Raw genomic sequence first — 22,298 nt, 5'->3', positions numbered from 1 at the left:
GTACATGGTACTGATGATCGTCAGCGGCCGCTCAGGATCGGGGAAATCCGTCGCCCTGCGGGCGCTGGAAGATATGGGCTTCTACTGCGTAGATAACCTGCCGGTAGTGCTGCTGCCCGAGCTGGCGAGATCGCTGGCCGACAGAAACATTTCCGCCGCCGTCAGCATTGACGTGCGCAACATGCCGGAGTCGCCAGAAATCTTTGAACAGGCGATGAAGAGCCTGCCTGAGGCGTTTTCTCCTCAGCTGCTGTTCCTTGATGCCGATCGCAATACGCTGATTCGTCGCTACAGCGACACGCGTCGCCTGCATCCGCTTTCAAGCAAAAACCTGTCGCTTGAGAGCGCCATCGACGAAGAGAGCGCGCTGCTGGAGCCGCTGCGCTCCCGCGCCGACCTGATCGTCGACACCTCCGAAATGTCGGTACACGAGCTGGCAGAAATGCTGCGTACGCGCCTGTTGGGCAAACGCGAGCGTGAGCTCACCATGGTCTTTGAATCCTTTGGCTTTAAGCACGGTATTCCGATTGATGCCGATTACGTCTTCGACGTGCGCTTCCTGCCTAACCCGCACTGGGATCCCAAGCTGCGCCCGATGACCGGCCTCGATAAACCCGTTGCCGCCTTCCTCGATCGCCACACCGAGGTTCACAACTTTATTTATCAGACCCGCAGCTATCTTGAGCTATGGTTACCCATGCTGGAGACCAATAACCGCAGCTATCTGACGGTCGCTATCGGTTGTACCGGCGGTAAACATCGTTCGGTCTATATTGCCGAACAACTGGCTGACTACTTCCGCTCGCGCGGTAAGAACGTGCAGTCGCGTCACCGGACGCTGGAAAAACGCAAATCATGACCGTAAAGCAGAGCGTTGAGATCACTAACAAGCTGGGCATGCACGCGCGCCCGGCGATGAAGCTGTTCGAGCTGATGCAAAATTTCGATGCCGAAGTGCTGCTGCGCAACGATGAGGGCACGGAGGCGGAAGCCAATAGCGTGATTGCTCTGCTGATGCTCGACTCCGCAAAGGGTCGGCAAATTGAGATTGAGGCCAGCGGTCCGCAGGAAGTCGAAGCGCTGGCCGCGGTTATTGCGCTGTTTAACGCCGGTTTTGACGAAGACTAACGCCGGCGTCATTCCCCCGGTCGCGCGATGCTTACCGGGGTAACACACCCGCCAACCGTATTAATACAGCCTGTTCTCCCGCATAAACCCTTCCCCGCCAAGCTGACGCATCTGACGTAAAATCCACGCCTGTCGACTGCGGACATAGCCCGACGGCGCGTCCGCGCGAAAGCGGATCGGATTAGGCAATACGGCGGCCAGCAGGGCCGCTTCCGCAGGCGTTAACCTGCTCGCCGGCTTGTGGAAGTAGCGCTGCGACGCGGCTTCAACGCCAAACGTCCCTTCACCAAACTCGGCGATATTCAGATAAACGGTGAGGATGCGTTTTTTACTCCATACCGTCTCGATTCCTACGGTCAGACCGGCCTCCAGCCCCTTACGCAGCCAGCTACGGCCATCCCATAAAAACAGGTTTTTGGCCGTCTGCTGCGACAGGGTCGAGGCCCCGCGAACGCGGTTTTCGTTACGCTCATTGTGCGCCAGCGCTTTTTCTATCGCCGGAACGTCAAAGCCCCAATGGTCGGGGAACTTTTGGTCCTCAGCCGCCATCACCGCCAGCCCCATCCACGGCGATATCTCATCCATCCCCACCCAATCAGAGTGGGCGACATAATGAAAATTGCCGCTCAGCCAGGCGCCGACCTGCCGCTCAAGCATCACCGCCGAGAAAGGCACCGGCAGCACGCTAAACAGCGCAATGCCGCCGCCCCAGAAGGCGGCGGCCACCAGCAGCACGCGCAGCAGCCCACGCTTTACCATCCGCAGCGGCGAAAAGCGGGCCTTCATGCCGTGAGAACCAGCACGCGCGCCACCAGCTTCTCAATCCCGCTCGCCGCTTCGGCGATATTCTGCGCCAGCATATAGGCCGGGGTGGTCACGACTTTATTCTCTTCATCCACCACAATGTCATCCACCGGACAGGGCACATGCTCGGCCCCCATATCCTCCAGCGCTTCGGCGGTGTCCAGATCGGTGCCAATGGTGACCCGCAGCGGGGCGGGTAAGATTTTTGGCAGCAGCGCCGGCGCGATACAGATAAAGCCCAGCGGCTTACCGGCCTGATGCATGGCCTGCGTCAGCGCCTTCAGCTCGTCGTCGACGGTACATTCGCTGCCCCGGGAGGCGAAGCTGCTGAGGTTTTTCGCGGCGCCAAATCCACCGGGGACAATCAGCGCATCGAGATCATCGGCCCGGGCGTCGGACAGCGGCTGGATCTCACCGCGGGCGATGCGCGCGGCTTCAATCAGCACGTTGCGGCTTTCCGGCAGAAGCTCGCCGGTCAGATGGTTGATGACGTCCGTTTGCGCCTTATCAGGGGCAAAGCACACCGCCTGGGCACCGCCGCGAGCAATCGCCAGCAGGGTAATAACCGCCTCATGAATCTCAGTGCCGTCATAGACACCGCAGCCGCTTAATACGACACCAATCTTTTTCATCACCCCAGCTCCTTAGTGCAAACTTGCTGAAACCAGTCAAAAATTTTGATTTACCCGCATTGCTTCACATATTTGACTGATTCATGTAACAAATAATTTAAGGTTTGCTATCTTAATCAGCGAGCAAACCAAATCCTCAGGTTGCGCCGTGTAAAAAATATCTCTAAAAATTGTGGCGCAACGACCAGTTCCCTGGTGTTGGCGCAGTGTTCGCGCACCCCGGTTTATCCGGGGTCATTTTTTATGTGCCGCCGCAACCCACGCCTTCAGTACCGCCACATCGTTCTGCCACTCCGATTTCATCTCTTCAACCCATTCACCAACGTTATCTGACCACGCGGGCAGGTCCGGCGTCTGAATCTGCTGTCCAAGCTGCTGAATGTGGCGCAGGCCGATAGAGCCCGCGGCGCCCTTAATCTTATGGCCTTCATCGACAATCCCTTTCTGGTCGCGAGCGGTAAGGTTGGACTCCAGCACCGCCAGATAGCCCGGCATCATCTTCTCGAAAACCGCCAGACCGTCGCTGATGAGCTTCGGCCCCACCAGCTCGATGTACTGTTCCAGCATCGGAATATCCAGCACCGAGGCCGATTTAGCCGCATCCACGGCCGGCGCCTCGTCCAGGTCATCTTCCGGCGAATCCCAGAACTTTTTAATAATGGCGGTGAGCGCCGGGACCGACAGCGGCTTACTCAGCACATCATCCATACCGGCATTCAGGTACTCTTTTTTGTCTTTCAGAACGTTGGCCGTGAGCGCCACCAGCGGCGGCAGCTCGTCGGCGGCAAAGCGTTGCTTGAGGTGGCGTGAGATATCGAGACCGGTCATATCCGGTAGCTGAATATCCAGCAGCACCAGGTCATATTCACCGGGTTCGAACATCTCCAGCGCGGCTTTACCGGTCATCGCCACGTCAACGCTATTGCCCAGTTTTTCCAGCACCGAGCGGGCGACAATCACGTTAAGCTCAATATCCTCTACCAGCAGCACGTTCAGCGCCGGGAGCGGCATTTCATCTTCCGCCAGCGTGTCTTCAACCTCCTCCGCTACCGCCGGCGCATGCACGGTTAAGGTAAAGGTTGCGCCCTGGCCCGGCTGGCTGGCGACGTTGATATCGCCGCCCATATTGCGTGCCAGCCGGCGCGATACCGCCAGGCCAATTCCGGTGCCGGTGGCAGGTTTCCCGCCGTGGCTATCCTTAACCTGATAGTACATGGCGAAGATTTTATCCTGCTCCGCCTGCGGAATACCGATACCGGAATCCTCGACCTCAAAGTGCAGAATATTGCCCTCATCGTAGCGAATACGGACGGTCACGTTGCCGCCCTGAGGGGTAAATTTGACCGCGTTGCTAATGAGGTTCCACAGGATCTGCCGCAGGCGCGTACCGTCGGTGACGACCTTATGCGGCAGCGGCAGCGTCGGATCCATCACGAAGCGCAGCCCTTTCTGCTGCGCCTGCAGGCCGGAGAGGTTTTCGAGGTCGGCAAGGAAGCTGGTGAAGTCCACCGGCTGATTATCGAGCTGGACCTTACGCCGCTCCATCTTATCCATATCGATAATATCGTTGAAGATATTGCCCAGCGTCACCGCCGATACGTGGATCGTTTTCAGGTATTTTTCCTGCTCGCCGGTGAGTTCGGTATCCAGCAGGATGCGGCTGAGCCCCACGATGCCGTTAAGCGGCGTACGCAGCTCGTGGCTGATAGTTGAGATAAAGGTCGTCTTATCGCGGCTGGCGCGCTCCAGAGCGTCCTGATAGCGCTTACGTTCGGTAATATCGCGGCCGAAGCCCATCAGGCCACGGCGTTTGCCGACGCGATCGTAGTAAGGAACCTTGCGGATTTCAAAGCAGGCTTTGCGCCCGTCCGGGTAATCCAGCCACTGTTCATAGGTCAGAGAGACGTTATGCCGGAAGACTTTCTCATCCGTTTCCAGCACCTTCTCCGCCGCTTCTTCGTTATAGACATCCTGCGGCTTGAGGTGGATAAGCTGCTTCTCGCTTTTACCCGTCAGCAGCTCCATCGCCCGGTTGCAGCCGGAAAACTCTTTATCTTCATTGCGATAGAAAACAAGGTCTGGCGAGGCGTCGAGGAATGAACGCAGGAAGGAGGACTGCTGTTCGAGCTGAATCTGCGCCTCTTCACGCTCTTTCATCTCAATTTTCAGCTGTTCCAGCGTGGTTTCGCGTTCGGCTTCCGCCTTCTCGCGCTCGCCAATCTCCTGATTGAGCTGGGCGATGTTGTCTTTGAGCTGCACGTTGAGCTTCAGATCCCGCTCGCGCATCTCCTCCAGCTTCTCCACCAGCCTCGAGAGGCGCTGTCGCGACTCCTCAAGCTGCTCAACCACCACCGACAGAAAGTAGACCGCCCACGGGGTAATCAGCAGGCCAAAGAAGATAGAGCGGATCACATCGATGCTTTCGACCTGGCCGTGCAGCACCATCGTAACGGCCATCTGCACCACAATCGCCAGCACCACCAGGGCCAGGGCTAACAGCATTGAAAAACGCACCAGACCCAGCTTCATCATCAGGTCAACATAGTACTGCGCCAGCATACGGATTTGCTTCATAAGGGATTCCTTCGCCACAACTGTGCACAATAATACCCAATTCTGAGCGAGGCGCCGTAAGTTGTGCGAAAAATGCCGATCCTCTTCATACTTCAGACCGCCGCAGCGCAGGCCGCTGCTGAACTATCCGCAACGCCGCGTTATTCACGGACTATGCGGCGGTCGGGCTCCACGCGCGTCCCAGGGCCGAACCCTGCACGCCGTGCTGGTTCAGATAGCGGTCCAGTTCAACCATCCCGGTCCAGCGATTTTCGCACCACAGCGGCGCCAGCAGGGTGGGACGGCGGGCGCTGGCCGAGATTCGGTGATAAATCACCTCCGGCGGCGTATGTCGAATCATCTCTCCGGCGGTGACGGTATAGTCATCCAGCTCAATGCCGTTAAGGCGCCCGGCCTGCCAGGCTTTCGCCATCGTGCTGCCGGTGACGATATGCAGCGGATGCAGCTTGATGCCATCCACGCCGGTCCCGACGACCTGCTCCAGCGTTTGCAGGCAGTGGCCCGGCCCTTCGCCCGGCAGCCCGACAATCAAATGCGCGCACACCTTCAGCCCGCGCGCTCTCGCCAGCCGGGTCGTGCGCTGATAGCAGGCAAAGTCATGGCCGCGGTTAATGCGATGCAGCGTTTTATCGTGCGCCGTTTGCAGCCCCAGCTCCAGCCAGACTTCGTAGCCCAGCTCCCGATACTCCGTTAGCAGGTCCAGCACCGCTTCGGGGACACAGTCCGGTCGGGTGCCGACGCAGAGCCCGACAATATTGGCCTGGCTCACCGCCTGCTGGTACATCGCGCGCAGCACCTGCACTTCAGCAAAGGTGCTGGTGTAGGCCTGAAAATAGGCCAGATAGCGTTTTGCACGGTTCACCCGCTGCGCCTGAAGCGCCAGCTGCTCGGCAATCGAGCGGTGCTGCTGCTCTTCGTCAGCAAAAGAGGCTACGTTGCAGAACGTGCAGCCGCCCCGGCCAAGGGTGCCATCACGATTCGGGCAGCTAAATCCACCATGCAGCGTCAGTTTATGAACCTTTTCGCCATAGCGACGCATAAGATCCCCACCAAACATATTGACTAATTTTTGTAACTGCATAATCTGATAGACCGGCCTGAAGAAAGGGGCCAAGCCTGCCATTTTTAGTCACCTACGGCGATGACCTGGATCAATCGTCAGAGTGACCGCTCAGCTCATTGCATAACCACTCAATATAACTGCAATTTCATTCACGATTTCTATGATGACTTTTCCTTATACTTAACCTCTGGTTTGCCATTATCTTCGCCAGGGTTAAAAACAGTGTTATTTCTGGCTTCAGAGATAATAAGCAGCTAAATATTCTGCAATAAAAAGACACTTCAGCACAGATCGATAATGTTACGCTATCGATATAGTGAGACAGATCACACTAGATTACGCTTTCCGGCACGTTTCAATAGCGTTAAAAACCCGTTAATATCTTTAATAATCATAACATTAAACACCACATAGCACATTTTTGTATAAATAAGATTGCCATTTGACGTAAGTGTGGATTCCCGATAAGTTGGGAATCCGCTGGAAGCTTTCTGGATGAGCTCTCTGCTCATCATATTTATGCAGTAATTGAGATTCCCTCTTACAGCAAGTCCTCAAACTTGCGTACCGATGCGAAAAGGATTTAAAGAGGGCGAATGCGAGGTGCAAACCCCGTCGCCATGCTCTTTCTGTGCCCGTGCGCAATCGGTATCGGAGGGTGTCCCGTAGAGCCTGGGGAGGTTCACTGATATGTTGTACGATAAATCCCTTGAGAGGGATAACTGTGGTTTCGGCCTGATCGCCCACATAGAAGGCGAACCTAGCCACAAGGTAGTGCGTACCGCTATACACGCACTGGCCCGAATGCAGCACCGCGGCGCGATCCTTGCCGATGGTAAAACCGGCGACGGTTGTGGCTTGCTGCTGCAAAAACCCGATCGTTTCTTCCGTATCGTTGCGGAAGAACGCGGCTGGCGTTTAGCCAAAAATTACGCCGTTGGGATGCTGTTCCTTAATAAAGATCCTGAACTGGCTGCTGCCTCACGCCGCATCGTTGAAGAAGAACTGCAACGTGAAACCCTGTCTATCGTCGGCTGGCGCGAAGTGCCAACTAACGAAGGGGTTCTCGGTGAAATCGCCCTCTCCTCGCTGCCCCGTATTGAACAAATTTTTGTTAACGCACCGGCAGGCTGGCGCCCGCGTGATATGGAGCGTCGCCTGTTCATCGCGCGTCGTCGCCTTGAAAAGCGCCTGCAGGATGATAAAGATTTTTACGTTTGCAGCCTGTCGAACCTGGTGAATATCTATAAAGGTCTGTGTATGCCGGCGGATTTGCCGCGCTTCTACCTGGACCTTGCGGACCTGCGTCTGGAGTCGGCAATCTGCCTGTTCCACCAGCGCTTCTCCACCAACACCGTGCCGCGCTGGCCGCTGGCACAGCCGTTCCGCTACCTGGCGCACAACGGTGAAATCAACACCATCACCGGCAACCGCCAGTGGGCGCGCGCGCGTACCTATAAGTTCCAGACCCCGCTGATCCCCGATCTGCACGATGCCGCACCGTTCGTCAACGAAACGGGCTCGGACTCCAGCTCTATGGATAACATGCTGGAACTGCTGCTGGCAGGCGGGATGGATATCGTTCGCGCCATGCGCCTGCTCGTTCCGCCGGCCTGGCAGAACAACCCGGATATGGATCCGGAGCTGCGCGCATTCTTCGACTTTAACTCCATGCATATGGAGCCGTGGGACGGCCCGGCGGGCATCGTCATGTCCGATGGGCGCTACGCTGCCTGTAACCTCGACCGTAACGGTCTGCGTCCGGCACGCTACGTCATCACCAAAGACAAGCTGATCACCTGCGCCTCCGAAGTCGGCATCTGGGATTATCAGCCTGACGAAGTGGTTGAAAAAGGCCGCGTCGGTCCAGGCGAGCTGATGGTTATCGATACCCGCGGTGGCCGCATTCTGCACTCAGCAGAGACTGACGACGACCTGAAAAGCCGCCACCCTTACAAAGAGTGGATGGAGAAAAACGTTCGTCGCCTGGTGCCGTTCGAAGACCTGCCTGACGAAGACGTTGGCAGCCGCCAGCTGGATGACGATACGCTCGCCAGCTATCAGAAACAGTTTAACTACAGCGCTGAAGAGCTGGATTCCGTGCTGCGCGTGCTGGGCGAGAACGGCCAGGAAGCCGTCGGCTCCATGGGCGATGACACGCCGTTTGCCGTGCTCTCCAGCCAGCCGCGTATTATTTACGATTACTTCCGCCAGCAGTTCGCGCAGGTGACCAACCCGCCGATCGACCCGCTGCGTGAAGCGCACGTGATGTCTCTGGCCACCAGCATTGGCCGCGAAATGAACGTCTTCTGCGAAGCGGAAGGCCAGGCGCACCGCCTGAGCTTCAAATCGCCAATCCTGCTGTACTCTGATTTCAAACAGCTGACCACCATGGAAGAGGAGCACTATCGCGCCGATACCCTGGACATCACCTTCAACGCCGCGGAAACAACCCTGGCCGAGACGGTGAAGGCGCTGTGCGACAAAGCAGAGCGGATGGTACGCAACGGTACCGTGCTGCTGGTGCTGTCGGATCGCAACATTGCGAAAGATCGCCTGCCGGTACCGGCGCCAATGGCGGTCGGTGCTATCCAGACTCGTCTGGTCGATAAGAGCCTGCGCTGCGATGCCAACATCATTGTTGAAACCGCCAGCGCCCGCGACCCGCACCACTTCGCGGTCCTGCTGGGCTTCGGCGCAACGGCTATCTACCCGTATCTGGCCTATGAAACCCTGGCCAGACTGGTCGATAGCAAAGCCATCGACAGAGACTACCGCACGGTGATGCTGAACTACCGTAACGGCATCAACAAAGGTCTCTACAAGATCATGTCGAAGATGGGTATTTCGACCATCGCGTCCTATCGCTGCTCGAAGCTGTTTGAAGCCGTTGGCCTGCATCGCGAAGTTTCCGACCTCTGCTTCCTCGGCGTAGTCAGCCGCATCGGCGGCGCAGGCTTCGACGACTTCCAGCAGGACCTGCTGAACCTGTCGAAACGCGCGTGGCTGGTCCGCAAGCCGCTGGACCAGGGCGGTCTGCTGAAATACGTTCACGGTGGTGAATATCACGCCTATAACCCGGACGTCGTACGCACCCTGCAGCAGGCGGTTCAGAGCGGTGAATACCGCGATTACCAGCAGTATTCTCAGCTGGTCAACGAGCGCCCGGCCGCTACGCTGCGCGATCTGCTGGCGCTGAATCCTGGCGACGAAGCGATCGATATCGCCCACGTTGAGTCGGCAAAAGAGCTGTACAAACGCTTCGATACCGCGGCCATGTCTATCGGCGCATTAAGCCCGGAAGCGCATGAATCGCTGGCGGAAGCGATGAACAGCATCGGCGGCTTCTCCAACTCCGGCGAAGGCGGCGAAGACCCGGCGCGCTACGGCACCAACAAAGTGTCGCGCATCAAGCAGGTTGCCTCCGGCCGCTTCGGCGTCACCCCGGCTTACCTGGTTAACGCCGACGTTATTCAGATTAAAGTCGCTCAGGGCGCCAAACCGGGCGAAGGTGGCCAGCTGCCGGGTGATAAAGTCACCCCGTACATTGCCAAACTGCGCTACTCGGTACCGGGCGTAACGCTGATTTCGCCGCCGCCGCATCACGATATTTACTCGATCGAAGATCTGGCGCAGCTGATTTTTGACCTGAAACAGGTCAATCCGAAAGCGATGATTTCAGTGAAGCTGGTCTCCGAGCCGGGCGTTGGCACTATCGCCACCGGCGTGGCGAAAGCCTATGCCGACCTTATCACTATCGCCGGCTATGACGGCGGCACCGGCGCCAGCCCGCTCTCCTCGGTGAAATATGCGGGATGTCCGTGGGAGCTCGGCCTGGTTGAAACCCAGCAGGCGCTGGTGGCCAACGGCCTGCGGCATAAGATTCGCTTGCAGGTGGACGGCGGCCTGAAAACCGGCCTCGATATCATCAAAGCGGCGATCCTCGGCGCGGAAAGCTTCGGCTTCGGCACCGGCCCGATGGTGGCGCTGGGCTGTAAATACCTGCGTATTTGCCACCTGAACAACTGCGCAACCGGCGTAGCAACCCAGGATGACAAACTGCGTAAGAACCACTACCACGGCCTGCCGTTCAAAGTGACCAACTACTTTGAATTCATCGCCCGCGAAACCCGCGAGCTGATGGCCCAGCTGGGCGTGAAGCGTCTGGTGGATCTGATCGGTCGCACCGATCTGCTGAAGGTGCTGGACGGCTTTACCGCGAAGCAGCAGAAGCTGGATCTGTCAAAACTGCTGGAGACCGCCGAGCCGCACGCGGGCAAAGCGCTGTACTGCACCGAGAACAACCCGCCGTTTGATAACGGCGTGCTGAACGCGCAGCTGCTGCAGCAGGCAAAACCGTTCGTTGACGGCAAGCAGAGCAAAACGTTCTGGTTTGATATCCGCAACACCGACCGCTCCGTTGGCGCCTCGCTGTCCGGCTATATTGCCCAGACTCACGGCGACCAGGGGCTGGCTGCCGACCCGATTACCGCCCACTTCAGCGGTACCGCGGGCCAGAGCTTCGGCGTATGGAACGCCGGTGGCGTGGAGCTGCACCTGACCGGTGATGCGAACGACTACGTCGGTAAAGGTATGGCCGGCGGCCTGCTCGCGATTCGTCCTCCGGTAGGCTCCGCCTTCCGCAGCCATGAAGCGAGCATCATCGGCAATACCTGCCTGTACGGCGCGACCGGCGGTCGTCTGTACGCGGCGGGCCGCGCAGGTGAACGTTTTGCGGTGCGTAACTCCGGTGCCATCACCGTCGTTGAAGGCATCGGCGATAACGGCTGCGAATATATGACCGGCGGCATCGTCTGCGTGATCGGTAAAACCGGCGTCAACTTTGGCGCAGGGATGACCGGCGGCTTCGCCTACGTGCTGGATGAAGCCGGCGACTTCCGCAAACGCGTGAACCCGGAGCTGGTGGAAGTGCTGGACGTTGACTCTCTGGCTATCCACGAGGAGCATCTGCGTGGTTTGATTACCGAACACGTGCAGCTGACCGGCTCGTCGCGCGGGGAAGAGATCCTGGCCAACTGGCCGGCCTTCTCGGCGAAATTCGCGCTGGTTAAACCAAAGTCCAGCGATGTTAAAGCACTGTTGGGTCACCGTAGTCGTAGCGCAGCAGAGCTGCGTGTGCAGGCGCAGTAAGGAATTCAGATGAGCCAGAACGTATACCAGTTTATCGACTTACAGCGCGTTGATCCGCCAAAGAAGCCGCTGAAGATCCGCAAAATTGAATTTGTTGAGATTTACGAGCCGTTTTCAGAGGGCCAGGCTAAGGCGCAGGCAGACCGCTGCCTCTCCTGCGGCAACCCGTACTGTGAATGGAAGTGCCCGGTTCACAACTACATCCCTAACTGGCTGAAGCTGGCCAATGAAGGGCGTATTTTTGAAGCGGCTGAGCTGTCGCATCAGACCAACACCCTGCCGGAAGTGTGCGGCCGCGTGTGCCCGCAGGACCGTCTGTGTGAAGGTTCCTGTACGCTGAACGATGAGTTTGGCGCCGTGACCATCGGCAATATCGAGCGCTATATCAACGATAAAGCATTCGAGATGGGCTGGCGTCCCGACCTTTCCGGCGTCAAGCCGGTCGGCAAAACGGTCGCCATCATCGGTGCGGGCCCGGCGGGCCTCGCCTGTGCTGACGTCCTGACCCGTAACGGCGTGAAGGCGGTGGTGTTCGACCGCCATCCGGAAATCGGCGGCCTGCTGACCTTCGGCATTCCGGCATTTAAGCTGGAAAAAGAGGTCATGACCCGCCGTCGGGAAATTTTCACCGGCATGGGGATTGAGTTCAAACTCAACGTTGAAGTGGGCCGCGACGTTCAGCTCGACGAGCTGCTGAAAGAGTACGATGCCGTGTTCCTCGGCGTCGGTACCTATCAGTCGATGCGCGGCGGGCTGGAAAACGAAGATGCGAACGGCGTGTATGATGCGCTGCCGTTCCTGATTGCCAACACCAAGCAGACGATGGGCTTTGGCGAAACGCCGGACGAGCCGTACGTCAGCATGGAAGGCAAGCGCGTCGTGGTTCTCGGCGGTGGCGACACCGCGATGGACTGCGTGCGTACTTCTATCCGCCAGGGCGCTACTCACGTTATCTGCGCCTACCGCCGTGACGAAGAGAACATGCCGGGCTCGAAACGCGAAGTCAAAAACGCGCGTGAAGAGGGCGTGGAGTTCCAGTTCAACGTTCAGCCGCTGGGCGTTGAGGTGAATGCCAACGGTAAAGTGTGCGGCGTGAAGATGGCGCGCACCGAGATGGGCCAGCCGGATGCGAAGGGCCGCCGTCGGGCCGAAATCGTTGCCGGTTCCGAGCACGTCATTCCGGTCGATGCGGTAGTTATGGCGTTTGGCTTCCGTCCGCACAGCATGGAATGGCTGGCGAAACACAGCGTTGAGCTCGACTCACAGGGTCGTATTATTGCCCCGGAAGGTAACGAAAACGCGTTCCAGACCAGCAACCCGAAGATCTTCGCCGGCGGCGATATCGTGCGCGGTTCTGACCTGGTGGTGACGGCGATTGCCGAAGGTCGCAAAGCGGCTGACGGGATCCTCAACTACCTGGAAGTGTAACGCCAGGGCCCGGATAGCTGCTTAGCCGGGTCGCCAAAAAAAGCCCGATGGTTTGTTGCCATCGGGCTTTTTCTATTTCGCCAGCAGGCTGGCGCTAACTTTGATCACCACCTTTTTAATCTCATCGGCCTGCGTCACCGTGCAGCCCGGTTTATGCGGTTCATCGGGCATGAATACCGCAAACATACCGGCCTGCAGGGTCAATACCTGTTCGCCGTGAATGCTTCGACACAGCTGATAATCATCCTCGTCGTGCGCGTCTTCGCACTCGCGTGCGGCTCCCTCTACGCCGTAAAATATCCGCTCTTCCCCCGCCAGCAGGATCTGGATATCAATAAACCGCGTATGCAGCTCCGCCTTTTTCTCTGCCGGCGCCCCGGTACTGAACTGCATCACGTTCATAAATATGCTGTCACCCTGCAGCTCGTAGCGCCCCGGCGCGATGCTTTGCAGGTCGTGAGCTTGTGCCAGAAGAATTGCCTGCGCCAGCGCCGGCGGAAGGCCGGCGGCGAATGGCTGGTGAACATTGCCCAAAATCATTCGTTCTCTCCCTGTCCCCATAATGCCGCGCCGAGCAGGCCCGCATCGTGTCGGTAGTAAGCTTCCCGCAGCGGGACATGATAGACCGCGGGTTCCTGTAACAGATATTCGTTAACCAGAGGCAGATAGCCGCCAGCAAGACCCACGCTGCCACCAACCACCACGAGCTGACAGTCGGTAACGGCTTTCAGGTCGGCAATCAGCCGCGCCAGCGCTTGCGCCGAGCGCCGCATAAGCCGCTCCGCCTGCGGGTTCCCCTGTGCCGCACGGTCAAAGATAGCTTTCGCGTCCAGCCCGCTCAGCTCGCCCTCTGCGGCTGCCGCAATACCGCGCCCTGACGCGACGGCTTCCACGCAGCCGGTACGCCCGCAGCCACAGCGCGGGCCGTGGGGATCCGCCAGCGTATGGCCACAATGCCCGGCCAGGCCGCCGCTTCCGGTATGCAGCCTGCCGCGGCTAACCACTCCGCCACCGACCCCCGTCGACACGGTTAAAAAGAGCATCTCACCGACTTTCTCCGGCAGTGCCTGATACTCCGCCCATGCCGCCGCCTGCGCATCGTTGAGCGCGATACCGGGTAGCCCGGTGAGCGTGGACAGACAGTCGACCAGAGGAAAATACGCCAGGCCGCCAAGATTAGCCGGGTTGATGGCGGTTAAGGTGCCGTGCCGGATGATCCCGGTTGAGGCCACGGCAAAACGCTCTGCGCGCGCGGCCAGCGGGGAAACGAGCTCTTCTAACGCAGCGGCTAGCGCCGCCGCCGTTCGGCTGGCCGGAGTGGGCATTTCACGCCGCTCCAGCAGCGTAAGCTCATCGCCCACCAGCCCCGCAGCCAGCTTCGTCCCGCCGATATCTATCGCCAGCGTGCTCATGGTGCCGCCTTTTTCAGCGCCGCGTTGTACCATTCACAGATATGCTCCAGACGGGTAATCGCCGAGCCAACGGTAACCGCCCACGCGCCGTTGCGCATCGCCTCCCCCGCCTGCTCCGGCGTGTTGTAGCGCCCTTCCGCAATCACCCGACAGCCCGCCGCGTGCAGGGTGCGGACCAGCGCGAGGTCCGGCTCCTGCGGCGTTTCCCCGCCGGTGTAGCCCGACAGCGTGGTACCAATAATCTCCGCCCCCAGCCGCTGGCAGGAGAGACCATCTTCAGGAGATGAGCAGTCGGTCATCGCCAGCGTATTGTGCTGATGGATCCTCGCCAGCAGCGCTGCTACCGGCACCGGCCGCGGGCGGTCGGTGCCGTCGATGGCGATGATATCCGCCCCAGCCAGCGCCAGGGCATCCACATCCTCGAGAAACGGCGTGATACGCACCGCTGAATCCGTCAGGTCGCGTTTGAGGATGCCGATAATCGGTATCGTCACCGCGTCCCGGGTCGCGCGGAGGTTCTCCACGCCTTCAATACGTAACGCCACCGCCCCGGCACGTTCTGCGGCGAGCGCCATGGCGGCAACGATGGGCGGCGTATCCAGCGGGCTGCCGGGGACCGGCTGACAGGAAACAATTAATCCACCGTTGGCGCGGATGCGGGTATCGAGTAGTTCAAACAAAGACATGATGACTCCCTGGCAAAGACAATCGCCCGGCATGCCGCCGGGCACAGGTTAGCGGATTTTCATTAGGCCACGCTTGCGCGCACCCGACGCCGTGGCGCCGCTGAACGGCAGACCGTCAATTGCGTCGTGGGTCCGCAAGGCTTCGGGACGGATCCAGCGCTGAACGCGGGAGGGCATATCCAGGCCAATCAGCAGGATCACGACGAAGGTCAGGCCGAAGGAAAGCGATCCCAGGGTCGTGCCGAGATCCATTCGCTGCGCAATCAGGGCGCCAAGCACCGGGGCAATCGCTCCGCCCAGCGCGCCCACGTTGTAGGTAAAACCCAGGCCGGCCGCACGCTTGTCGGTATCGAAGTAGCCGCCAATCAGCTTCGGCAGGATCCCGGAGATCCCTTGCCCCAGCATCTGCTGGAAAAACAGTAGCAGGCCAAGGACCCAGACGTTTGTGCCGCCGATAGCAAAGACGGGAATAATGAGGAGCTGTGACGCAAGCAGGCTGTAAACATAGGCTTTTCGCGTCCCCAACCAGTCGCCGAGAAAGCCGCCGACGCAGCAGCCAACCGCGGCGCCAAAGCCGCTAAAGAACAGAACCTGCGCGACGGTAGTATGATCGTAAGCCAGATCCGTCTTGAGATAGGTTGGCAGAAGCGCCTGAATGGGCCATGAATACAGGAAGGCAAACAGCACAACGACCATCAGCGTCACGCCGGTCGGCCAGCGTTTGCCGCTACTTTGCACCATAAAGCTGATAAATATAGCCGCGCACAGCAGCCCCAGGACCACTACTATTCCGGCATTTTGCAGCTCACCCGCGAAGCAGAACCACAGCGCCGTTGCCGCAGCGAGGGTCAGGAAAATATTTATCACCCGGTGTTTTCCGCAGTACAGAATATCGACCATCGTGAGCACCGGCGTTTTTCCGGCATGCTTCTGCTGCCAGTCTTCCGCTTCCGGGATGTTTTTTCGCAGCCACAGTGCAAAAACAATCGGTACGATACCGATGAAAAATAGCGCTCTCCATCCCCAAACGGGAACCACCAGGCTATAGACCTGTGCAGCAACGACCGCCCCTACGGAGAAGCCGGAGATCAAGAATCCGCTGGCCTTATTGCGCAGCTTTTGGGGCCAGCTTTCAATAACGTAGGTGGCGCTGGAACCATACTCCCCCGCCATCCCCATGCCGATCACCAGCCGGGCGATAAACAGGGTGGTGTAGCCCGACGCAAAGCCGCAGGCCAGGGTGCCCACCGAAAAAAGAATAATGCTGCTGACCATCGCCAGCCGCCGTCCATAGCGATCGCCCATCGCCCCGAGCATCAGCCCGCCAAACCAGCGCGAGATGAAGGCCGCAGAGATAAGACTCGCCGCCTCAACGGTGGTCAGGCCGAAGTCTCCCTGGATTTCCGTCAACACCAGGGCGATTAATACAAAATCAAAACCATCAAGCAAATACCCCAGCCAGGCGGCGGAGAAAGCCCGCCACTGCGCCCGGTTGAGATGGCGATACCACGGGATGTTCTGGGTCGTTGTGCTCATTTTACTCTCCCGCGATGGGTCAGACCCACGCTTGGTTTCTCATGCCAGATGCCGCTATCACCCATCTGGCATATCAATGTTGTCGCCCGGACGGAAGCGTTGCTGCCGCTCTCCGGGCGTTGCTCCACTCTCATAGCGCGGAGGCTATCCTCAACCCAGATGCTGCTTCTCTTGCTGCAGCTGCTGCGCCAGCGCCTTCAGCTCCGGCAGGAATTTCTCATCCACCGGCGCGAATGGCCTACGGCACAGCGGTTCAGCAACGACGTCCATATAGTGAAGGACGGTTTTAAGCCCGCGGAATACGCCGGTTTTGATCAGCAGGTCGATAACCTTATTACATTCAGCCTGCAGCCTTTGCGCCTGCGCAATATCGCCGGTCTGAAGCGCTTTAACGATCCCCTTATAGCGCCAGCCCATAATGTTGTAGGTGCTGCCGATCCCGCCGTCTGCGCCGGCCACAAGCCCGGAGGCAAAGATTTCGTCAAAGCCGTTGTACAGTACCAAATCCGGATGCGACCGGCGGATCTGCTCCATCTGGTAAAGATCGCCGGAAGTCTGCTTCAGTGCGCCCACGCCCGGGAGCGTCACCAGGGTGCCTATCTGATCGAGCGTCAGCTTCACGCCGCTGAGCACCGGGATGTTATAGACCACCATCGGCAGGCCGTTAGCGGAATCAATAATCGCCTGATAGTGAGCGCAGTGTTCTTCAAAGCTGAACGGATAGTAGAACGGCGTCACCGCAGACACCGCGTCGTAGCCGTACCCTTCGGCTGCCTGCGCAAGCTGCTGGCTTTCCATTGTGCTGACGCAGCCGACGTGGGCAATCAGCGTCATCTTCCCCTGCGCTTCTTCAGCCACGATTTCCAGCACCTGCTGGCGCTCAGCGCTGGTCTGCACGAACGCCTCGCCGGTAGAACCGCCGACGTACAGCCCGTCGATCCCCTGATTGAGATTAAAACGCACCAGCCGCCGCAGGCTGTCTTGATCCAGCTTTTGCTGCCCGTCAAACGGCGTCAGCAGCGCCGCCATTACCCCACGTAAATTCACCGCCATAGAGACCTCGTCGTGTTATTTGTTGTGATTAACTGTGTACCTTTATACCTGTTATACCAGAACGAATAAGCAGCAGCCTCATACCAAACGCTTATTATGCGATCTGCTTCACTAAACGATCCTGAAGATCCTTAGACGGATTTACGCGGCTGTTTTTTCTTGCCGAAGGCGTGCCAGGTGGCGGAAACGCTGTTGAGGTGGGTTTGCAGAGCGCGATCGGCTTCATCCGGATCGCGGCGGCGAATGGCGGCAACGATATCGATATGCTGTTGATAGCTTAAATTATTATGCTCATAAAGTTCCCTTTCAGGGACCTTAGGACGCGCGGCGATGAGCCAGTCGAGGAGCGCAACGTGAATGGCCATAAAAATTGGATTGCCGGGAATTTCCGCCAGCACGCGGTGGAACTCAACGTCTGAACGGATAAACAGCGTATTGTCATCCAGCGACTGGCTGTTGATCTCAAGAGCCTGTACCAGCTTTTCAAGCTGTTCATCGCTGGCATGCTCAGCCGCGTAGCGAACCAGGCTGGATTCAAAAAACAGACGCAGCTGCTCGAAATGCGCGATTCCGCCGGGATGGGAGAGGAAATCTTTCGCCATACCGGAGAGCTCCCCGATGATGGTGTCGGCAGACGGTCGCGAAACGCGGGCCCGTTCGCCGTTGCTAATCTGCACCAGACCTTTACGCTTTAGCGCCGCCAGCGCTTCACGTACCGACGGGCGGCCGACGTTGAAAAATGTCATCAGCTCCCGCTCTGAGGGAAGCTGCTCACCTTCGGCAAACTCGCGCCGGCGAATCATTTGCTCCAGCTCTTCTTCGACCATTTCGGACAGTTTTTTACGCGTCAGCGGCCGGCTACGCAGCGAGCGTCCGACGTTATCAGCAGTACTTTCAGCGGGCGTATCCGATGCTTTCATAGTGTCCATAGGTAGCGAAGAGTGACAAATGTGACAGCAGATTCATCATATCATAGGAACATCTGGCGGGTGAAGCTAACGGCAGCCAGGGCAGAACGACGGCTAACGATGCGTGAGACCGCTGGATTCAGGCGCAGGATGAGATAAAAAAAGCAGGGCCTGATGGCCCTGCCTGGAGGATTACTTCACGACGCGTAGCGCCGGTCGCCCACCGCGAGGCGGCGGCGTGTCATCAGGGTCATCCTCGTGATTATCCGGCTTATCACCGTCAATCACTGACATCACCGTTTCGTTATCGTTGCTTAACGATGCTTCGTCATCATTCAGGCTGATGGCGTCCTCATCGTAAGCCGCTTCCGGCTCGAACATGGTCCCTGCGCCGTTTTCACGCGCGTAGATAGCCAGTACGGCAGCCAGCGGTACGGAGACATTGCGCGGAACGCCGCCAAAGCGGGCGTTGAAGCGCACTTCATCGTTAGCCAGCTCCAGATTCCCGACGGCACGCGGAGCAATGTTGAGAACGATCTGTCCGTCGCGCGCATACTCCATCGGAACCATAACGTCCGGCAAAGTGACATCGACGACCAGATGCGGAGTCAGCTGGTTATCCAGCAGCCACTCATAGAACGCCCGTAGCAGATACGGGCGACGCGGCGTTAGCTGCGATACATCCATCGGTTAGCCTCGACCGAGTCGCATTTCACGCTCGGGTTCAGTTAAGGAAGCCAGGAAGGAGTCACGTTCAAATACGCGAGTCATATAGCCCTTGAGCTCCTTCGCACCCGCACCAATCACTTCGACGCCGAGTACCGGTAAACGCCACAGCAGCGGTGCAAGGTAGCAGTCTACCAGGCTGAACTCATCGCTCAGGAAATAAGGCTTCTGGGTGAAGACTGGCGCAATCGCCTGCAGCTCTTCACGCAGCTGCTTACGCGCGTTATCAGCCTGTGCGGCGGTGCCGGTCTGAATGGTATTCATCAGCGAATACCAGTCTTTTTCGATACGTTGCATGTACAGACGGCTTTCACCACGCGCCACCGGATAAACCGGCATTAACGGCGGATGTGGGAAACGCTCATCCAGATATTCCATAATGATGCGGGATTCCCACAGAGTGAGCTCACGATCCACCAGCGTCGGTACGCTTTGATTTGGGTTGAGGTCAATCAGATCCTGAGGTGGGTTATCCTTCTCCACGTGTTCTATCTCAAAACTAACACCTTTTTCTGCCAGCACGATGCGGACTTGGTGGCTATAGATGTCAGTAGGACCAGAAAACAGCGTCATTACCGAACGTTTGTTGGCAGCGACAGCCATGAAAACCTCCAGGTATATTCAGAATTTTGTACTGCTACCAGCCACGCATGGCTAGCCAGATGTAAAAACCCCATTCGCGGGAAGACATTCTCGTTTATGAAAGAAACAAAAAACGAACAATCACCAGCATTTGGGCAGAAAATTGGATGATAGTTTACCAGATCTTGACGACGTTGTGGTGAGGGGATTCTGGAAATGCTGAAAAAGTGGTAAGAATGGGTGACTTCACCATGCAAAATGACCGTTTTATCCATAAAAAAACCCGCCGAAGCGGGTTTTTTCGCAAATTGTTCTGCGTGAGCAGAAAACAATTAACGTTTGGAGAACTGAGGACGACGACGTGCTTTACGCAGACCGACTTTCTTACGTTCAACCTGACGAGCATCACGAGTAACGAAACCAGCTTTACGCAGTTCGCCACGCAGGGACTCATCATACTCCATCAGAGCGCGGGTGATACCGTGACGGATCGCACCAGCCTGACCAGAGATACCACCACCTTTAACGGTGATGTACAGATCCAGTTTCTCAACCATGTCGACCAGTTCCAGCGGCTGACGAACTACCATGCGGGCAGTTTCACGACCGAAGTACTGTTCCAGAGAACGTTGGTTGATAACGATTTTGCCGCTGCCCGGTTTGATGAAAACGCGAGCTGCAGAACTTTTGCGGCGACCAGTGCCGTAGTATTGATTTTCAGCCATTGCCTATAATCCCGATTAGATGTCAAGAACTTGCGGTTGCTGTGCCGCGTGGTTGTGCTCGTTACCCGCGTAAACTTTCAGTTTACGGTACATAGCACGACCCAGCGGGCCTTTTGGCAGCATGCCTTTAACCGCGATTTCAATCACACGCTCAGGACGGCGAGCAATCATCTCTTCAAAGGTCGCTTCTTTGATACCACCGATGTGGCCGGTGTGATGGTAATACATTTTGTCTTCGCGCTTGTTGCCGGTTACAGCAACTTTTTCTGCGTTCAGAACGATGATGTAATCACCAGTATCAACGTGCGGAGTGTATTCCGCTTTATGCTTGCCGCGCAGGCGCAGAGCCAGTTCGGAAGCCAGACGGCCCAGAGTTTTACCGGTCGCGTCAACAACATACCAGTCGCGTTTTACGGTTTCTGGTTTAGCTGTAAAAGTTTTCATTAAAAGCTTACCCAAATAATAAGTTACACGTTGGTGAACACCCAAACGTTTAGTCAGTTGAGGTTCACACGACATTGTCCAGCAAACCTACCCCTTCGAATAGCCTATGCCGGCACATAGAAAGTTTTGGGAAAAAAACCTTCTCGTAACGTGGGGTCGCAAGATTATAGAGAAGTCACGCGTAAAGATCGACCCCTTTATGTGATTTGGATTGGGTTTTTTCGCGACCGGAGCGGGCCCTCGCGCATCTGCGTCAGCCCTCTCCCGCCGGGAGAGGGAGAAAGGCGCGTTACGGCATATGAGGACGCTTTAAATACTCCTCGCTCTGCATCTCCTGCAGACGTGACAGGCAGCGCTGGAACTCGAACTTCAGGCGTTCGCCCTGGTAAATTTCGTGCAGCGGCACCGCCGCGCTGACCGCCAGCTTAACATGGCGCTCGTAGAATTCATCAACCAGCGCAATGAAGCGCCGCGCCTCGCTCTCCAGCTGCGTCGTCATAACCGGAACATCAAATAGCATGACGGTATGGAACAGGCGAGACAGCGCAATATAGTCATGCTGGCTCCTCGCATCGACGCACAGCGTAGCGAACGACGCCGCCAGGGTCTGGTTCTCCACGCCGAGCGTGGGTAGAGGACGGTGGTTAATCTCCAGCGTCGGCGTCTGCTCGCGCCTCGCGCCGGCCAGCGCCAGCCACAGCTTATCCATCTGCTGCCGGGTCTGCTCGTTGAGCGGCGATAGCCAGAGGTGGGCCTGAGTGAGCGTGCGTAAACGGTAATCAATGCCCGCATCGACGTTCATGATATCGCAATGCTGCTTGATCGCCTCGATAGCCGGCAGGAAGCGGGCGCGCTGCAGGCCGTTACGGTACAGATCGTCCGGGGGAATATTAGAGGTCGCCACCAGCGTGATGCCGCGCGCAAACAGCGCCTTCATTAACCCACCCAACAGCATGGCATCGGTAATGTCTGAAACAAAAAACTCATCAAAGCACAGCACATCGGTTTCCGCCTTGAAGCGGTCGGCAAGGATCTCCAGCGGGTCGCTGTGCCCCTGCAGGGCAATCAGCTCTTCATGAACGCGCAGCATAAAGCGGTGAAAGTGCAGGCGCTGCTTACGCTCGCCGGGCAGGCTCTGATAAAAGAGGTCCATCAGCCAGGTTTTACCGCGCCCCACGCCACCCCACATGTACAGGCCGCGGGCGGAGCCCGTTTCAGGCGTTGGCTCACGCTTGCCCAGCAGTTTGCCAAATTTCGCCCGCAGGCCGCCGCTTTGCGGAGTTGGCGCGGGTTTTTCCTGCAGTTCATGATAGATAGTATCGAGGCGGCTTACCGCTTCTTGCTGGACGTCGTCGGGCTGATGAGTGCCCTCTTTGAGAGCTAAAAGGTAACGCGATGTTGGGGACAGGCTTTGCATGATCTAATTGTTATTCCTTGAAAATCGTA

General features: G+C 57.7%; 19 protein-coding genes. 4 read left to right on the top strand and 15 right to left on the bottom strand.

The genetic code is table 11. The features are described 5' to 3' along the window. Positions 1 to 4 precede the first annotated feature (4 nt). Both rapZ and npr read left to right on the top strand, forming a co-directional pair. Positions 5 to 859: an RNase adapter RapZ gene (rapZ, locus tag RTE01_RS16745; protein ID WP_041147422.1), complete on the top strand. Its 855-nt coding sequence runs from the start codon at positions 5 to 7 to the stop codon at positions 857 to 859. Continuing rightward, entirely contained in the window at positions 856 to 1,128 is a 273-nt protein-coding gene (gene npr, locus RTE01_RS16740; protein WP_041147423.1) for a PTS phosphocarrier protein NPr, read from the top strand. The genes rapZ and npr overlap by 4 nt, the downstream gene beginning before the upstream one ends. Before the next feature lie 60 nt (positions 1,129 to 1,188). Here npr and mtgA read toward each other — a convergent pair whose 3' ends face one another. The 4 genes from mtgA to RTE01_RS16720 form a co-directional block, all read right to left on the bottom strand. After that, positions 1,189 to 1,914 (bottom strand): monofunctional biosynthetic peptidoglycan transglycosylase, encoded by a 726-nt coding sequence (gene mtgA / locus RTE01_RS16735; protein WP_123551884.1) that lies wholly within the window; start codon positions 1,912 to 1,914, stop codon positions 1,189 to 1,191. Further along, positions 1,911 to 2,564, bottom strand: a complete 654-nt coding sequence (gene elbB, locus RTE01_RS16730; RefSeq protein WP_041147425.1) for an isoprenoid biosynthesis glyoxalase ElbB — start codon at positions 2,562 to 2,564, stop codon at positions 1,911 to 1,913. Before elbB ends, mtgA begins: the two co-directional genes overlap by 4 nt. A 234-nt stretch (positions 2,565 to 2,798) precedes the next feature. Continuing rightward, positions 2,799 to 5,138: an aerobic respiration two-component sensor histidine kinase ArcB gene (gene arcB / locus RTE01_RS16725; RefSeq protein ID WP_141335197.1), complete on the bottom strand. Its 2,340-nt coding sequence runs from the start codon at positions 5,136 to 5,138 to the stop codon at positions 2,799 to 2,801. Positions 5,139 to 5,289: 151 nt separating this feature from the next. After that, the gene (locus tag RTE01_RS16720) at positions 5,290 to 6,219 is read right to left on the bottom strand and encodes a TIGR01212 family radical SAM protein (RefSeq protein WP_115193878.1); all 930 of its coding nucleotides are present in this window, start codon (positions 6,217 to 6,219) and stop codon (positions 5,290 to 5,292) included. 672 nt (positions 6,220 to 6,891) lie between these two features. Between RTE01_RS16720 and gltB the strand changes: the two genes are divergently transcribed. Continuing rightward, positions 6,892 to 11,352, top strand: a complete 4,461-nt coding sequence (gltB, locus tag RTE01_RS16710; protein ID WP_134527896.1) for a glutamate synthase large subunit — start codon at positions 6,892 to 6,894, stop codon at positions 11,350 to 11,352. Between the two features lie 9 nt (positions 11,353 to 11,361). Next, positions 11,362 to 12,780: a glutamate synthase small subunit gene (locus tag RTE01_RS16705; protein WP_045856560.1), complete on the top strand. Its 1,419-nt coding sequence runs from the start codon at positions 11,362 to 11,364 to the stop codon at positions 12,778 to 12,780. 72 nt (positions 12,781 to 12,852) lie between these two features. On the opposite strand, the gene nanQ is transcribed toward RTE01_RS16705, so the two are convergent. The 11 genes from nanQ to zapE all read right to left on the bottom strand — a co-directional run bounded on the left by nanQ (position 12,853) and on the right by zapE (position 22,269). Next, positions 12,853 to 13,320, bottom strand: coding sequence for an N-acetylneuraminate anomerase (gene nanQ / locus RTE01_RS16700; RefSeq protein WP_134527899.1), 468 nt, complete (start codon positions 13,318 to 13,320; stop codon positions 12,853 to 12,855). Then, a complete protein-coding gene (gene nanK / locus RTE01_RS16695; protein WP_134528658.1) occupies positions 13,317 to 14,192 on the bottom strand; it encodes an N-acetylmannosamine kinase in 876 nt (291 codons plus the stop codon). The genes nanQ and nanK overlap by 4 nt, the downstream gene beginning before the upstream one ends. Then, positions 14,189 to 14,878, bottom strand: a complete 690-nt coding sequence (locus tag RTE01_RS16690; RefSeq protein WP_076946545.1) for an N-acetylmannosamine-6-phosphate 2-epimerase — start codon at positions 14,876 to 14,878, stop codon at positions 14,189 to 14,191. Before RTE01_RS16690 ends, nanK begins: the two co-directional genes overlap by 4 nt. Before the next feature lie 48 nt (positions 14,879 to 14,926). Next, entirely contained in the window at positions 14,927 to 16,414 is a 1,488-nt protein-coding gene (locus tag RTE01_RS16685; protein WP_041147433.1) for an MFS transporter, read from the bottom strand. A gap of 150 nt (positions 16,415 to 16,564) precedes the next feature. Beyond that, the gene (gene nanA, locus RTE01_RS16680; protein ID WP_041147434.1) at positions 16,565 to 17,467 is read right to left on the bottom strand and encodes an N-acetylneuraminate lyase; all 903 of its coding nucleotides are present in this window, start codon (positions 17,465 to 17,467) and stop codon (positions 16,565 to 16,567) included. Positions 17,468 to 17,598: 131 nt separating this feature from the next. After that, positions 17,599 to 18,396, bottom strand: coding sequence for a transcriptional regulator NanR (gene nanR / locus RTE01_RS16675; RefSeq protein WP_041147435.1), 798 nt, complete (start codon positions 18,394 to 18,396; stop codon positions 17,599 to 17,601). Positions 18,397 to 18,567: 171 nt separating this feature from the next. Then, the gene (gene sspB / locus RTE01_RS16670; protein ID WP_041147436.1) at positions 18,568 to 19,062 is read right to left on the bottom strand and encodes a ClpXP protease specificity-enhancing factor; all 495 of its coding nucleotides are present in this window, start codon (positions 19,060 to 19,062) and stop codon (positions 18,568 to 18,570) included. A 3-nt stretch (positions 19,063 to 19,065) separates the two neighbouring features. Continuing rightward, entirely contained in the window at positions 19,066 to 19,704 is a 639-nt protein-coding gene (gene sspA / locus RTE01_RS16665; RefSeq protein ID WP_041147437.1) for a stringent starvation protein SspA, read from the bottom strand. Positions 19,705 to 20,015: 311 nt separating this feature from the next. After that, positions 20,016 to 20,408, bottom strand: a complete 393-nt coding sequence (gene rpsI, locus RTE01_RS16660) for a 30S ribosomal protein S9 (protein ID WP_003025138.1) — start codon at positions 20,406 to 20,408, stop codon at positions 20,016 to 20,018. A 15-nt stretch (positions 20,409 to 20,423) separates the two neighbouring features. Then, positions 20,424 to 20,852, bottom strand: a complete 429-nt coding sequence (rplM, locus tag RTE01_RS16655; protein WP_004106200.1) for a 50S ribosomal protein L13 — start codon at positions 20,850 to 20,852, stop codon at positions 20,424 to 20,426. Between the two features lie 289 nt (positions 20,853 to 21,141). Next, positions 21,142 to 22,269: a cell division protein ZapE gene (gene zapE / locus RTE01_RS16650; protein WP_134527902.1), complete on the bottom strand. Its 1,128-nt coding sequence runs from the start codon at positions 22,267 to 22,269 to the stop codon at positions 21,142 to 21,144. Positions 22,270 to 22,298: the final 29 nt, after the last annotated feature.

Source organism: Klebsiella terrigena (assembly GCF_006539725.1).
GTDB lineage: Bacteria > Pseudomonadota > Gammaproteobacteria > Enterobacterales > Enterobacteriaceae > Klebsiella > Klebsiella terrigena.
Note: the sequence above shows the minus strand (reverse complement) of the source record. Positions and strands in the feature narration are given on the sequence as shown.

Bases quoted from the DNA above. Each gene is read 5' to 3' on its own strand.
- rapZ (WP_041147422.1), top strand. From the start codon at position 5: ATGGTACTGATGATCGTCAGCGGCCGCTCAGGATCGGGGAAATCCGTC.
- npr (WP_041147423.1), top strand. From the start codon at position 856: ATGACCGTAAAGCAGAGCGTTGAGATCACTAACAAGCTGGGCATGCAC.
- mtgA (WP_123551884.1), bottom strand. From the start codon at position 1,914: ATGAAGGCCCGCTTTTCGCCGCTGCGGATGGTAAAGCGTGGGCTGCTG.
- elbB (WP_041147425.1), bottom strand. From the start codon at position 2,564: ATGAAAAAGATTGGTGTCGTATTAAGCGGCTGCGGTGTCTATGACGGC.
- arcB (WP_141335197.1), bottom strand. From the start codon at position 5,138: ATGAAGCAAATCCGTATGCTGGCGCAGTACTATGTTGACCTGATGATG.
- RTE01_RS16720 (WP_115193878.1), bottom strand. From the start codon at position 6,219: ATGCAGTTACAAAAATTAGTCAATATGTTTGGTGGGGATCTTATGCGT.
- gltB (WP_134527896.1), top strand. From the start codon at position 6,892: ATGTTGTACGATAAATCCCTTGAGAGGGATAACTGTGGTTTCGGCCTG.
- RTE01_RS16705 (WP_045856560.1), top strand. From the start codon at position 11,362: ATGAGCCAGAACGTATACCAGTTTATCGACTTACAGCGCGTTGATCCG.
- nanQ (WP_134527899.1), bottom strand. From the start codon at position 13,320: ATGATTTTGGGCAATGTTCACCAGCCATTCGCCGCCGGCCTTCCGCCG.
- nanK (WP_134528658.1), bottom strand. From the start codon at position 14,192: ATGAGCACGCTGGCGATAGATATCGGCGGGACGAAGCTGGCTGCGGGG.
- RTE01_RS16690 (WP_076946545.1), bottom strand. From the start codon at position 14,878: ATGTCTTTGTTTGAACTACTCGATACCCGCATCCGCGCCAACGGTGGA.
- RTE01_RS16685 (WP_041147433.1), bottom strand. From the start codon at position 16,414: ATGAGCACAACGACCCAGAACATCCCGTGGTATCGCCATCTCAACCGG.
- nanA (WP_041147434.1), bottom strand. From the start codon at position 17,467: ATGGCGGTGAATTTACGTGGGGTAATGGCGGCGCTGCTGACGCCGTTT.
- nanR (WP_041147435.1), bottom strand. From the start codon at position 18,396: ATGGACACTATGAAAGCATCGGATACGCCCGCTGAAAGTACTGCTGAT.
- sspB (WP_041147436.1), bottom strand. From the start codon at position 19,062: ATGGATGTATCGCAGCTAACGCCGCGTCGCCCGTATCTGCTACGGGCG.
- sspA (WP_041147437.1), bottom strand. From the start codon at position 19,704: ATGGCTGTCGCTGCCAACAAACGTTCGGTAATGACGCTGTTTTCTGGT.
- rpsI (WP_003025138.1), bottom strand. From the start codon at position 20,408: ATGGCTGAAAATCAATACTACGGCACTGGTCGCCGCAAAAGTTCTGCA.
- rplM (WP_004106200.1), bottom strand. From the start codon at position 20,852: ATGAAAACTTTTACAGCTAAACCAGAAACCGTAAAACGCGACTGGTAT.
- zapE (WP_134527902.1), bottom strand. From the start codon at position 22,269: ATGCAAAGCCTGTCCCCAACATCGCGTTACCTTTTAGCTCTCAAAGAG.